General features: G+C 69.4%; 9 protein-coding genes. 3 read left to right on the forward strand and 6 right to left on the reverse strand.

The features are described 5' to 3' along the window. Nucleotide 1: 1 nt before the first annotated feature. On the reverse strand, nt 2-523 hold the full coding sequence (gene def, locus SOM08_RS21850; RefSeq protein ID WP_116960053.1) for a peptide deformylase: 522 nt from the start codon (nt 521-523) through the stop codon (nt 2-4). Nucleotides 524-796: 273 nt separating this feature from the next. Here def and SOM08_RS21855 point away from each other — a divergent pair, with 273 nt between their 5' ends. Both SOM08_RS21855 and dprA read left to right on the forward strand, forming a co-directional pair. Next, complete coding sequence (locus SOM08_RS21855) at nt 797-2,029, forward strand: LysM peptidoglycan-binding domain-containing protein (RefSeq protein ID WP_116960054.1); 1,233 nt, start codon at nt 797-799, stop codon at nt 2,027-2,029. 5 nt (nt 2,030-2,034) lie between these two features. Continuing rightward, nucleotides 2,035-3,141: a DNA-processing protein DprA gene (gene dprA, locus SOM08_RS21860; RefSeq protein WP_322469746.1), complete on the forward strand. Its 1,107-nt coding sequence runs from the start codon at nt 2,035-2,037 to the stop codon at nt 3,139-3,141. 24 nt (nt 3,142-3,165) lie between these two features. On the opposite strand, the gene SOM08_RS21865 is transcribed toward dprA, so the two are convergent. From SOM08_RS21865 to SOM08_RS21885, 5 genes are all read right to left on the reverse strand, one after another. Beyond that, a complete protein-coding gene (locus tag SOM08_RS21865; RefSeq protein WP_116960056.1) occupies nt 3,166-5,601 on the reverse strand; it encodes a DUF1631 family protein in 2,436 nt (811 codons plus the stop codon). A gap of 95 nt (nt 5,602-5,696) precedes the next feature. Beyond that, complete coding sequence (gene secF, locus SOM08_RS21870; protein WP_116960057.1) at nt 5,697-6,647, reverse strand: protein translocase subunit SecF; 951 nt, start codon at nt 6,645-6,647, stop codon at nt 5,697-5,699. A gap of 21 nt (nt 6,648-6,668) precedes the next feature. Next, nucleotides 6,669-8,552, reverse strand: coding sequence for a protein translocase subunit SecD (gene secD, locus SOM08_RS21875; RefSeq protein WP_116960058.1), 1,884 nt, complete (start codon nt 8,550-8,552; stop codon nt 6,669-6,671). A gap of 120 nt (nt 8,553-8,672) precedes the next feature. After that, entirely contained in the window at nt 8,673-8,990 is a 318-nt protein-coding gene (gene yajC, locus SOM08_RS21880) for a preprotein translocase subunit YajC (protein WP_070399784.1), read from the reverse strand. Nucleotides 8,991-9,081: 91 nt separating this feature from the next. Then, nucleotides 9,082-12,681 carry an indolepyruvate ferredoxin oxidoreductase family protein gene (locus SOM08_RS21885; protein ID WP_322469747.1) on the reverse strand — a complete coding sequence of 1,200 codons (3,600 nt, stop codon included), beginning with the start codon at nt 12,679-12,681 and terminating at the stop codon, nt 9,082-9,084. A 177-nt stretch (nt 12,682-12,858) separates the two neighbouring features. On the opposite strand from SOM08_RS21885, the gene SOM08_RS21890 reads away from it, so the two are divergent. Next, on the forward strand, nt 12,859-13,353 hold the full coding sequence (locus SOM08_RS21890; protein WP_116960142.1) for an Lrp/AsnC family transcriptional regulator: 495 nt from the start codon (nt 12,859-12,861) through the stop codon (nt 13,351-13,353). Nucleotides 13,354-13,512 lie beyond the last annotated feature (159 nt).

The raw sequence follows: 13,512 nt of genomic DNA on the forward strand, positions 1-13,512 counted from the left end.
CTCACTCGCGCAGGGCTTCGCGCTGGGCTTTCACGAGCTTGGATTTGATCCTGTTGCGCTTGAGCGGCGACAGGTACTCGACAAAAACCTTGCCCACGAGATGGTCCATTTCGTGCTGGATGCAGACCGCGAGCAGGCCTTCGGCCTCGATCGTACGCTGCGCGCCTTCGCCGTCGAGCGCGCGCACGCGCACGGCCGTGGAGCGCTCCACGCCGTCGTAGATGCCGGGCACCGACAGGCAGCCCTCTTCGCCCTTGCGCGTCTCGGGGCTGGCCCATTCGATCACCGGGTTGATGAGCACCAGCGGCTGGTCGCGCGATTCGCTCACATCGATGACGATGAGCCGCTCGTGGATGTCGACCTGCGTCGCGGCCAGGCCGATGCCGTTGGCCTCGTACATGGTGGCGAGCATGCGGGGAATGAGCGCGCGGATGCGCCCGTCCACCGCCGCGACGGGCTGGGCGACGGTGTGCAGGCGCGGGTCGGGGTAACGCAGGATGGGCAGGGTGTCGGGGGCGCTCATGGCTGATCGGATCGGGGTCTCAAGCGGTCTCCGTTGGGGTCGGGAACGACAGCAGGCGGTGGCACGCTGACGAGCGGAAACCGATGTCGCTATTTTCGCCACTTTTGCGACGACGCGAAATTGCACGCCGCCATAAACATTGCGCAATCAAAGGCTTGCGCGCAGAATCAAACGCGTTTTGTCAAGACTCGCGCGCCCCAGGCGGTGGTTGAGACGCCGGCTCCCGCGGCGTCATCGCACCGGCCGACGGCAGCCGCCCAGGGGCCTCCGAACATGCGATCGAACACCCGCCTGATCTCCACCATCGCCAGCGCCGTCGGCCTGGCCTGCGCCGCACAGGCGGCCCTCGCGCAAAGCGGCCCCATGCCGGCCGAGCAGCGCTACCCCATCACCCCCGGCCAGCGCGCCACCGCCAACCAGGTCGCTCAGGCCGGCGTGCCACTGTCCGAACTGGCGCCCAACGCCCCCGACAGCTACACCGTGAAAAGCGGCGACACGCTCTGGGCCATCTCCGGCGTCTTCCTGCGCAGCCAGTGGCGCTGGCCCGAGCTGTGGGGCATGAACCTCGACGACATCAAGAACCCGCACCGCATCTACCCGGGGCAGACGCTGTACCTCATCAAGACCGACGGCCGCGCCACGCTCAGCACGCGCCCGGGCGGCAGCGGCGAGCCCGGCACCATCAAGGTCTCGCCGCGCACCCGCTATGAGTCGCTGGCCGACACGGCGATCCCGCCGATCTCGCTGCAGACCATCGAATCCTTCCTGACCGAGCCCCTGATCGTCGACGAGAACGCGATCAAGCGCGCGCCGCGCATCGTGGCCACGCAGGAGAACCGCGTGCTGCTCAGCCGTGGCGACCGCGCCTACGCGCGCGCCATCTCCGGCGAGCAGCCCAACGCCGACCCCCTGGCCGTGGTCGATGGCCGCTCCATCGGCTACCGCGTGTTCCGCAACGCCACGCCGCTGCGCGACCCCATCACCAACGAAATCCTGGGCTACGAGGCGCAGTACGTGGGCAAGGCCAATGTGGTCTCCAACGAACGCCGCCGCGAAGGCGTGGACGCCAAGGGCAACAAGGTCGAGGAAATCGTGCCGGCCGGCATCGACATCGTCGCCGCGAAGGAGGAAATGCGCGTGGGCGACCGCCTGCTGCCCGAGCCGCCGCGCGAGTTCCTCAATTTCGTGCCGCGCGCGCCACAGGGCCCGCAATCCGGTCACGTGGTCTCCGTGTACGGCAATGCCGTGAACTACGCGGCCCAGAACATGGTGGTCACCATCAACCGCGGCAAGCAGAACGGCCTGGAACCCGGCCACGTGCTGGCTCTCCTGCGCGAGAGCAACCTCGTCAAGGACACCACCGATTCCTCGCGCCCCGACATCCGCCTGCCCGGCGAGCGCAACGGTCTCATGATGGTGTTCCGCACCTTCGACCGCGTGTCCTATGCCATCGTGCTCGAGATCGACGACGGCGTGCAGGTGGGCGACCGCTTCCTCAACCCCTGAGCCCCATGCCGCGTGATGAGCTGGCCGCCTGGCTGCGGCTGCTCCTGACACCCGGCCTGGGCCGCACCACCGCCCGCCAGTTGCTGGCGGCCTTCGGTCTGCCCGACGCCATCTGGGCCCAGGCGCCCGACACCTGGGGTCGCGTCGTGGAGCCCGCCCTGGCCCAGGCCATGGCGCAGCCCCCCCAGGGCTTCGATGAGACCGTGCTGGCCCACGAGCGCTGGCTGGCGCAGGGCGGCGAGCGCCACGCGCTCACGCTGGCCGACCCGCGCTACCCCGCCTCGCTGCTGGACACGGCCGACCCACCGCTGGTGCTGTTCGTGCACGGACGCCTGGATGCGCTGTCGCACGCGCAACGGCTGGCCATCGTTGGCAGCCGCAACCCCACGCCGCAGGGCGCGCAGAACGCGCAGGCCTTCGCGCAGTCGCTGGCGGCCGCCGGCCTGACCATCGTGTCGGGGCTGGCCCTGGGCATCGACGGCGCCGCGCACGAGGGCGCGCTGCGCGCGGGCGGCTTCACGCTGGCGGTGGTGGGCACCGGTCTCGACCGCGTGTACCCCAGCCGCCACCGCGACCTGGCCCACCGCATCGTCGCCCAAGGCGCGCTGATCAGCGAGTACCCGCTGGGAACGCCGCCGCTGGCACACCATTTCCCGCAGCGCAACCGCGTGATCGCAGGGCTGTCGATGGGCACGCTGGTGGTCGAGGCCGCGCTGCAGTCGGGCTCGTTGATCACCGCGCGGCTGGCGAGCGAACAGGGGCGGGAGGTGTTCGCCATCCCCGGCTCCATCCATGCGCCACAGTCGCGCGGCTGCCACGCGCTGATCCGCCAGGGCGCCAAGCTGGTGGAGTCGGCGCAGGACGTGCTGGAAGAGCTGCGGCTGGCGGATCCGCCCCCCCGCGCGGCCGAGGAGGCCTCGCCCCTGCCCAGCGGCGGGGCGGACGACGAGCTGCTCAGCGCCCTGGGCCACGACCCCGTGGGCCTGGACGACCTGCTCGCGCGCACCGGCCTGCCGACCAGCGCGCTGCAGGCGCGGCTGCTCGAACTGGAGTTGCAGGGTCTGGTGGCGCGCCTGCCAGGCGGCCTGCTGCAGCGCGTCGCGCAAGGCTGAACCCGCGCCCCATGGGCCCGGGCCTCAGGCCAGCAGGCGCTCGGGGTTGGCGTCGAGCTTGGCCAGCGCCTCGCGCGTGGCGCGCACGGTGAGCGTTTCGTCCTCGCTCGGCACCAGCAGGCCCGCCTGCAGGTAGGCGGCCACGCGCGAAGCGGGCATGAGGAAGCAGCGCCCCGCGTTGCTCACGAACAGGTAGAGCTGGCCATGCTGGCTGCGCCAGGCGAGCTGTACGCTGACCAGCTTGCCGTTGTGGTCCAGGCCGAACCAGGCGCCGATCTGCAACTCCACCGCCCAGGCGCGCATGGCCTCGTTGGGCTGGCTGCCGCCCTGGTTGATGACCTCGATGTTGCTCGCGTCCACACCGGTGATGAGCTCGATGCTGTCGGCGTTGAGATCGAAATCGCCCACGCCGCCCTCGGGCAGGTAGTCCTCGAGGTTGGCCAGGCGCTTGGACAGGGCGTCGAGCTGGCTTTGCGCGATCGACTCGGTGCGCGACATGAAGGCGTCGGCCAGGGTGTCGCTCACCGACTTGATGTGCTGGTCTTGCAAGCCTTGCGGGAAACCGAGCAGGGCCATGCCCTGGCGCAGCCGCTGCAGGATGCCCGGCAGCTGCTGGATGACGCGCGCGCGGTCGTCGCGGCTGGGCTTGGCGCTGGCGGCCCACAGCAGGTCGGACGCGGCCTGCTTGAGCGCCTGCGTGTCCGGGTGCTTGACGCCGTGCTTGACGCTGGCCACGGCCAGCACGTCGACCCAGACCTTGAAGAGGAAGTCGCGCACCTCGGCGCGCACCGGCACGTCATCGAGCAGCTTGCGCAGTTCGATGGTGTATTGCACCGACAGCGTTTCCTTCTGCTCGACCTGCTGGGCGACGCTGACGAAGCGGCTGGCGCTGCTCTGCTCGCTCAGATAGGTGGAAAGGAACTTCTGGAACTCGTCGTAGACGAGCTGGAACACGCGGCGCCCGGTCTCCGGGTACTGTTCGATCACCTGCACCACGCGCTTGATCTCGGCCTCCAGCGCGACCGAGCCGACGTTGGATTCGAACCCCATCACGCAGGAGCCCATGCGATCGATCAGCCGGCGCGCGGGATGCTGCAGGGCGCTGAAGAACTCGGGTTCGGCCAGGGCCACGCGCAGCACGGGGATCTGCAGGCGGGCGAACCACACGCGCACGCTCGGCGGGATGCGCTCTTCGGCCAGGATGGCCTGGAACATGAGCGCCACCACCTCGATGGTGGCCTTCTCGGTGGGCGTGGACGCGGCCTGCTTGAGCTCCTGGGTGCGTTCGCGCAGCGCCACCGCCGTGCGCTCGACCGTGCCCGCATCCACGTACACCGCACCGCCGCCGGTGGGCGCCACCCCGCCCAACCCGGAACCGGTGCTGGGAAAGGACACCTGGCGCGCCATGACCTGCTGCAGGGCGGGCGAGGGCGGCAGGATCTCGGTCGCCTCGAATTCGGGGCCCACGCGGTCGATCAGCATGCGCCGCAGACGGCCCACCACGCCCTGGGCCCGCATGCGCGCGCGCGCCAGGGGCGAGGTGCCGGTGAGCATGCGCGTTTCGTCGTTCACGCCCATGCCGGAGGAGCCAGGGTAGCCACTGTGCGGGGCGGCCCGGCCCCCCGTGTGGACCTGGCCATGGCCGGACAGGCCGCTGGCACCGCCGGCCTGGCTGGCGGGCCCCGCGCCGGGGCCGCCAGGGCGGCCCGGCTCCTGCACCCGCCGGAACGGGGTGTGCAACCCCCCGCCCGTGGTGGGCCCGCCGGGCGCACCCGGCCGGGTGGTGGGCGGCGCGGGCGCCGTCGTGCCGGACGGGCTGCGGCGCACCAGCGCCTGCAGGTCGATTTTCTCCATCACGCCGTTGGCCACGAGGTGCCCATTGGCGGCCTTGTAGCCATCGAGCAGGATGGCGCCCAGCATGGGCGCGATGTGGTCCTGGACCAGGCCCAGGCCCTCGCGCTCGAGCCCGGCGGATTTCCATTGCTCGACCAGCAGCCGCGCCAGCACGTCGGGCAGCAGGATGTCGCTCTTGGACAGCTCGGTGCGCCGCTCCAGGTGCTGCACCCGCAGGCGCAGGTCGTTGAGCTCGGACGAGGTCTTGTCGAGCACGCGCATGGCCATGCGCGAGGCCAGGATCTGGTCGTCGATGGCGCCTTCGGTCACCAGTTCGAGCTGGCCCGAGAGGCTGGCGGGTTCGGTGAGGCCGGCGCGGGCGGCCAGGTGCTTGCGCAGCGCGTTGCGGCAGTCCTCGACCCAGATGGTCTGGCGCTTCTTGAAGGCGGCCCAGGTGTCGCGGCGGATCTGCACGTCGCTCGAGGTGCCCGGCTGGTCGAGCAGCACGGTCAGGCGCTGTTCGATGGCCTTGGCCAGGTCCGGCAGCGACCGCCCCACGTGCAGCACATGGCGCTCACGCGCCTGCTGGGCAAGGGCAAACCCCGTCGGTTGGGAAGGCGACACCATGCTTTTCAGTATGACACGAAGACCCTGCGTTCCATGCCCGCGAAACCCCCGGACGCCGCCGTTGGGCGGCCTTGGTATGGCAACTACGCCACGGACTACACCACGGCGCCGGCGTTCGGGTCGTCCGGATCGCCTTCGCTCTTGGATGGCTTCACCAGGTCTTCACGCTTGATGCCCAGCCACAAGGCCATGGCCGCCGCGACGAACACCGAGGAATAGATGCCGAACAGGATGCCGATGGTCAGCGCCAGGGCGAAGTAGAACAGCGTGGGGCCGCCGAAGAGCAGCATGGACAGCACCATGATCTGGGTCGAGCCGTGCGTGATGATGGTGCGGCTGATGGTGGACGTGATGGCGTGGTCCACCACCTGTTGGGGCGTCATCTTGCGCTGGCGCCGGAAGGTCTCGCGGATGCGGTCGAAGATGACCACCGATTCGTTGACCGAATAGCCCAGTACCGCCAGCGTGGCCGCGAGCACGGCCAGCGAGAACTCCCACTGGAAGAAGGCGAAGAAGCCCAGGATGATGACCACGTCGTGCAGGTTGGCGATGATGGCCGAGACCGCGTATTTCCACTCGAAGCGGACGGCCAGGTAGATGATGATGCCCCCGATGACCAGGGCCAGGGCGATCAGGCCGTTGTGCAGCAGCTCCTCGCCCACCTGGGGCCCGACAAACTCGGTGCGGCTGAGCGTGACGGCCGGGTTCTGGGCCTTGAGCGCGGCGAACAGGGCCTCGGCCTGCTGACCGGAGCTTTGTCCCTGCACGGCGGGCAGGCGCAGCAGCACGTCGCGCGAACTGCCGAAGTTCTGCACGGGCACCTCGAGGTAGCCCAGGTCCTCGACCACGCGCCGCACGGCGGTGAGGTCGGCCGGCTGCTCGTAGGCCACCTCGACCACGGTGCCGCCGGTGAATTCCACCGACAGGTGCAGGCCGCGCGTCACGAGGAAGAACACGGCCAGCAGGAAAGTGATGAACGAGATCGCGTTCAGCACGATCGCGTGCCGCATGAACGGGATGTCGCGGCGGATGCGGAAGAACTCCATCGTGGGCTCCGGGTGCGGGGGTCAGTCGGCCTTGGCGGGGGTGGCGTCGCCCTCGGGGCGCCACACCGTGCCGACGGAGATGGTCTTGAGCTTCTTCTGGCGGCCGTACCAGAAGTTCACCAGGCCGCGCGAGAAGAACACGGCGGAAAACATGCTGGTGAGAATGCCCAGGCAATGCACCACGGCGAAGCCGCGCACCGGGCCCGAGCCGAACAGCAGCAGCGCCAGGCCCGCGATCAGAGAGGTCACGTTGGAGTCGAAGATGGTCGCCCAGGCGCGGTCATAGCCCGCGTTGATGGCCGCCTGCGGCGTGGCCCCACGGCGCAGCTCCTCGCGCACCCGCTCGTTGATGAGCACGTTGGCATCGATGGCCATGCCCAGCGCGAGCGCCATGGCCGCCATGCCGGGCAGGGTGAGCGTGGCCTGCAGCATGGACAGCACGGCCACCAGCAGCAGCACGTTGACGCCCAGCGCGATGGCGGAGAACACGCCGAACATCATGTAGTAGACGCACATGAAGGCCGCCACCACCAAGAAGCCCCAGGTCACGCTGTGGAAGCCCTTGGAGATGTTCTCGGCGCCCAGGCTGGGGCCGATGGTGCGCTCCTCGATGATCTCCATCGGCGCGGCCAGCGAGCCCGCACGCAGCAGCAGCGCGGTGTCGCTGGCCTCCATGGTGGTCATGGCGCCGGAAATCTGCACGCGCCCGCCACCGATCTCGGTGCGGATCACGGGTGCCGTCACGACCTCGCCCTTGCCCTTCTCGAACAGGATGATGGCCATGCGCTTGCCCACGTTGTCGCGCGTGACGTCGCGGAAGATGCGCGAGCCCTTGCTGTCGAGCGTGAGGTGCACCGCGGGCTCGTGCGACTGGCCGTCGAAGCCGGCCTGCGCGTCGGTGAGGTTCTCGCCGGTGAGCAGCACCTCGCGCTTGACGATGACGGGACGGCCGTTGCGCTCCAGGTAGCGCTCGGAGCCGAAAGGCACCGGCCCCGTGCCGCGCTCGGCGGCCAGTCCATCGGCGCTCTCGTCGACCAGGCGCACCTCCAGCGTGGCGGTGCGACCCAGGATGTCCTTGGCCTTGGCGGTGTCCTGCACGCCCGGCAGCTGCACCACGATGCGGTCGGCGCCCTGCTGCTGGATCACCGGCTCGGCCACGCCGAGCTCGTTGATCCGGTTGTGCAGGGTGGTCATGTTCTGCTTGAGCGCCTGGTCCTGCACGGCGCGCGCGGCCTCGGGGCGGATGGTCGCGGTGATGCGCGTGTCGCTGCCCTCGGCCGTCTCGTTCAGCACCAGCTCGGTGAACTGCGCCCGCACCAGGTCGACCACCGCGTTGCGCGTGGCCTCGTCGCGCACGCGCAGCTCGATGGTCTGGCCGCTGCGCTGGATGCCGCCGTGGCGGATGTTCTTTTCGCGCAGGGCGTTGCGCAGGTCGGTGGCCAGCACGTCGGCGCGGCGCTCCAGCGCGGCCTTCATGTCCACCTGCAGCATGAAGTGGACGCCGCCGCGCAGGTCCAGGCCCAGGTACATGGGGCGGGCGTGCAGGGCCGACAGCCAGGCCGGCGTGCGCGGCACCAGGTTCAGCGCCACCACATGGCTGGGATCGGCGGCGTCGGTGTTGAGCGCGCGGTCGATGGCATCGCGCGCCTTCAGCTGGGTATCGGTGTCATCGAAGCGCGCGCGCACCGAGCCGCCTTCGAGCGAGAGCGCGCTGGGGGTGATCGAGGCCGCCGACAGCGCCTGCTCGACCCGCGCGACCGTGCCCGTGTCCACGCGCACCGTGGCCTTGGCCGCCGACACCTGCACCGCCGGCGCCTCGCCGAACAGGTTGGGCAGCGCGTAGATCGCGCCGACCAACAGGGCGATCACGATGATCGCGTACTTCCACAGCGGGTATCGGTTCATACAGGGCCTTCGGCGCTCGCGAGGTCTTGGTCAGAAACGCGGCGGACCGGCCTGCGCCGGTCCGCTCGCGTGGCCCCCTTGACGGGGACACGGGCCGGTGTCAGCCGGCCCGTGCGGGGTTTACTTGATCGTGCCCTTGGGCAGCACCTGCACGACGGCGGTGCGCTGCATCTGGACTTCCAGGCCGGCGGCAAGTTCCACACCGATGTAGGTGTCGCCGATCTTGGACACCTTGCCGAGGAAGCCACCGGCGGTGACGATCTCGTCGCCCTTGGCCACGGCCTCGATCATGGCCTTGTGCTCCTTCTGGCGCTTGAGCTGCGGGCGGATCATGACGAAGTACAGCACCACGAACATCAACACCAGGGGCAGCAGGCCCAGCAGGGTGGACTCGGTGCCGCCAGAGGCGGCTTGGGCGTAGGCGGGGGAAATCAACACAGGCGGTCTCCAGCGGGTTCAGAACAACCGGCGATTGTATGCCGCCCCCTTGACAGAGGCGGGTTTCCCAACCGCTGAAGCCGCCGCCGCCTCAGGCGGCCTGGCGCGCCGGCGCCGCGGCGGCGCCCTCACGCCAGCGCGCCAGCAGCGCCTCGCGCCGCGCGGCGGCGGCCTGGGCGTGGCGCTCCTTCACGTGGCCAAAGCCCTTGATCTGCTCGGGCAGGCGCGCGATCTCCAGCGCCAGCGCCTGGCTGTCGGGCGTGAGCCCGGACAGCAGGGCCTCGACGTCGGCGCGGTACTGGGCGATCAGGGCGCGCTCCATGCGGCGCTCGGCGGTGCGGCCGAAGGGATCGAGCGCGCCACCGCGCAGACCCTTGAACTTCGCCAGCCAGCGGAAGGCCGTGAACATGAAGGGACCGTAGGGCCGCTTGATCAGTTCGCCGCGCTCGTTCTTCTTGGCGAACAGCGGCGGCGCCAGGTGCACCTTGAGCGAGAAGTCGCCTTCGAACTGGGCCGCGATCTTGTCGTGGAAGGCGGCGTCGGTGTGCAGGCGCGCCACTTCGTACTCGTCCTTGTAGGCCATGAGCTTGAACAGCGAGCGCGCCACCGCCTCGCTCAGCGCGGTCTTGCCCAGGGCCTGCGACTCGGCCTGGCGCACGCGCTCGACGAAGTCGCGGTACTCGCGGGCATAGGACGCGTTCTGGTAGCCGGTGAGGAAGTCGGCCCGGCGGGCGATGAGCTGCTCCAGCGTCTCACGCGGCTGAAACTGGATGACCTGGGCGGCCGAACCGGCCAGACCGCAGGCGGCCCGCACGGCCGGCAGGTCGTGCGCGGCGCGGCGGCCCCACTCGAAGGCGGCCTTGTTCTGCTCCACCGCCACGGCGTTGAGTTCGATCGCGCGCATCAGCGCGGCCTGGCCCAGCGGGATCCAGCCCTTCTGCCAGGCGTAGCCCAGCATCAGCGGGTTGGTGTACAGGCTGTCGCCGAGCAGCCGGGTGGCGATGGTTTCGGCATCGACCACACCAACCGCTTCGCCGCCCAGGTGGTTGACCAGGGTGTCCACGCAGGCCTGCGCGGGGCTCATCCAGTCGGGGTTCTTCACGAAAGCCGCCGTGGGCGTGGCGCTGCTGTTGAGGGCCACGTGCGTGCGACCTTCGCGCAGGCGCTGCCAGGTCTCCTTGTTGGCGGCCACGATGGGGTCGCAGCCGATGACCAGGTCGGCCGAGGCGGCCGAGACGCGCGTGGTGCGGATGCGCTCCTGCGAGTCGCCGATCAGCACGTGGCTCCAGGTGGCGCCGCCTTTTTGTGCCAGGCCCGCCGCGTCCTGCGTGACGATGCCCTTGCCTTCCAGGTGCGCGGCCACGCCCAGCAGCTGGCCGATGGTGATGACGCCCGTGCCGCCCACGCCGGCAACGATGATGCCCCAGGCGTCGTGCCCCAGCGCGGGCAGCGTCGGGTGCGGCAGCGCGCCGCCCTCCCACCCGGCATTGGCCGCGCCCTTCTTCTTGCGCAGCTGGCCGCCCTCGACCGTGACGAAGCTCGGGCAGAAGCCGTTCACGCAGGAGAAGTCCTTGTTGCAGGTGCTCTGATTGATCTGGCGCTTGCGGCCGAAGGGCGTCTCCAGCGGCTCCACCGACAGGCAGTTGGACTTCTCGCCGCAGTCGCCGCAGCCCTCGCACACCAGCTCATTGATGACCACGCGCTGGTTCGGCTCGGCCATCGTGCCGCGCTTGCGGCGGCGGCGCTTCTCGGTGGCGCAGGTCTGGTCGTAGATGATGACCGTGGTGCCCTCGATCTCGCGGAACTCGCGCTGCACGGCGTCCAGCGTGTCGCGGTGCTGAATGGCGATGCCGTCGGGAATGCCCGTCACGCCATCGTATTTTTCGGGTTCGTCGGTGACGATGGTGATCTTCTTCACCCCCTCGGCGCGCATGCTCTGCGCGATCTGCACCACGCTGTGGCCCTCGGGGCGCTCGCCCACCTGCTGGCCACCGGTCATGGCCACGGCGTCGTTGTAGAGGATCTTGTAGGTGATGTTCACGCCCGAGGCAATGCTCTGGCGGATCGCCAGGATGCCCGAGTGGAAGTAGGTGCCGTCGCCGAGGTTGGCGAACATGTGCTTGTCGGTGCTGAAGGGCTGCTGGCCCACCCAGGGCACGCCCTCGCCGCCCATCTGGGTGAAGCCCACGGTGGCGCGGTCCATCCAGATGCTCATGAAGTGGCAGCCGATGCCGGCCATGGCGCGCGAGCCCTCGGGCACCTTGGTGCTGGTGTTGTGCGGGCAGCCGGAGCAGAACCAGGGCTGGCGCTCGGCGCCGGGCACGCCCTGGGTCAACAGGGTCTGCAGCGAACGCTCCTGGGCGTCGAGGATGGCCAGCTGCGCGTCGATGCGCGCCATCACGTCCTCGGGCACATTGCCCAGCTTCTTCAGGCGCCGGGCGATGGCGCGCGCGATCAGCGCGGGGTTGAGGTCGGCCTTGGCGCGCAACAGGGTGTTGGCGCTGGGGTTGGGCCGCGACCACTCGCCGCCGCTGAAGTCGCCCTCGGACTCGTCGAACTTGCCGAGCACGTTGGGGCGCACGTCGGGCCGCCAGTTGTAGAGCTCTTCCTTCAGCTGGTACTCGATGACCTGGCGCTTTTCCTCCACCACCAGGATCTCGCGCAGGCCGGTGGCGAACTCGCGCGTGGTCTGTGCCTCCAGCGGCCACACCACCGCCACCTTGTGCACGCGCAAACCGATGCGGCGGCAGGTGGCGTCGTCCAGGCCGAGGTCCACCAGCGCCTGGCGCGTGTCGTTGTAGGCCTTGCCGCTGGCGATGACGCCGAAGCGGTCGTTGGGGCCGGCCACCACGTTGTGGTTGAGCTTGTTGGCGCGCACGTAGGCCAGGGCCGCGTACCACTTGTGGTCGAACAGGCGGGCCTCCTGCTCCAGCGCGTGGTCGGGCCAGCGGATGTGCAGGCCGCCGGGCGGCATCTCGAACTCGGGGACCACGATCTGCACACGCTCGGGATCGATCAGCGCGGTGGAGCTCGATTCGACGATCTCCTGAATGGTCTTCATGCCCGTCCACACGCCAGAGAAGCGGCTCATGGCGAAGGCGTGCAGGCCCAGGTCCAGGATGTCCTGCACGCTGGCCGGAAAGAACACCGGCAGGCCGCAGGCCTTGAAGATGTGGTCGCTCTGGTGCGCCGCGGTGGAGCTCTTGGCCACGTGGTCGTCGCCGGCCACCGCGATCACGCCGCCCCAGGGGCTGGTGCCGGCCATGTTGGCGTGCTTGAACACGTCGGAGCAGCGGTCCACGCCCGGGCCCTTGCCGTACCAGATGCCGAAAACGCCATCGAAGCGGTTCGTGCCCGGGGGCGCGAAGCCCAGCTGCTGCGTGCCCCACAGCGCCGTGGCCGCCAGCTCCTCGTTCACGCCGGGCTGGAAGACGATGTTCTGCTTCTTGAGGTGCGGCGCCGCTTTCTGCAGGGACTGGTCGTAGCCCCCCAGCGGCGAGCCACGGTAGCCGCTGATGAACCCCGCCGTGTTCTTGCCGATCAGCGCGTCGCGCTGGCGCTGCAGCATGGGCAGCTTCACCAGGGCCTGCACCCCGCTCATGAAGGCGCGACCGTGGTCCAGCGTGTATTTGTCGTCCAGGGTGACGGTTTCCAGGGCCTGGCGGATGTGCTCGGGCAGCGGCGCGTTCATGTTCTGTCTCCTTCGTGGGCGGGGCGTCTCGTGGACGCAGGCGTGCGGGGGCCGGCCCCGGGTAGGGGCCGGCCCCCAGTCTGCCGCGCAGTGTATGCCCCAGCTTCCGATAGGTGTTTGCTTTTCATGCCCGGAATTCGCATCATCCAGAAAGAATATTTCTTCTTTCTGCCCATCATGGAAACACTGGATAAGTTCGACCTCGCGATTCTGCAAGAACTGCAAGCCGACGGCCGCCTCACCAACGCCGAGCTCGCGCAGCGCGTGGGCCTGTCGCCGGCGCCTTGCTGGCGGCGCGTGCGCTCACTGGAAGAGCGGGGCTTCATCCAGGGCTACCGCGCCGTGCTCGACCGCGACAAGCTGGGCCTGGGGGTACTGGCCTTCGTGCGGCTGGACGCCGACCGCAACAACGGCGACACCACGCGCCAGCTCGAACAGGCCATCCGCGCCATTCCCGAGGTGGTGGCCTGCCACTACATCAGCGGCTCCGGCACCTTCGAGCTGCAGGTGGTGAGTCGCGACCTGCACCACTTCAGCGCCTTCGCGCGCGAGGTCCTGCTCAACCTGCCCAACGTCAAGGACCTGCACACCAGCTTCTCCCTGGGAGAGGTCAAGGCGGGCGGCGCGCTGCCCCTGAGCCACTTCGCGACCCTGCCGAAGAACTCAGCCTAAAGACCTAATGCCCAGGCACGATCCCCGCGACTCTCAGCCCAGAAAACACGCCGCCCAATCAAAAAATGGGGTCTAAATGACTACTTTTGAAGCATCGTCGCCGCCGTCTTCTTTGTGCGCCACCTGGCCGCCTCCGGCTGTCGCCCGGGCGCCCAGGGC

It is taken from the genome of Hydrogenophaga sp. SNF1 (assembly GCF_034421675.1).
Lineage (GTDB): Bacteria > Pseudomonadota > Gammaproteobacteria > Burkholderiales > Burkholderiaceae_C > Hydrogenophaga > Hydrogenophaga borbori.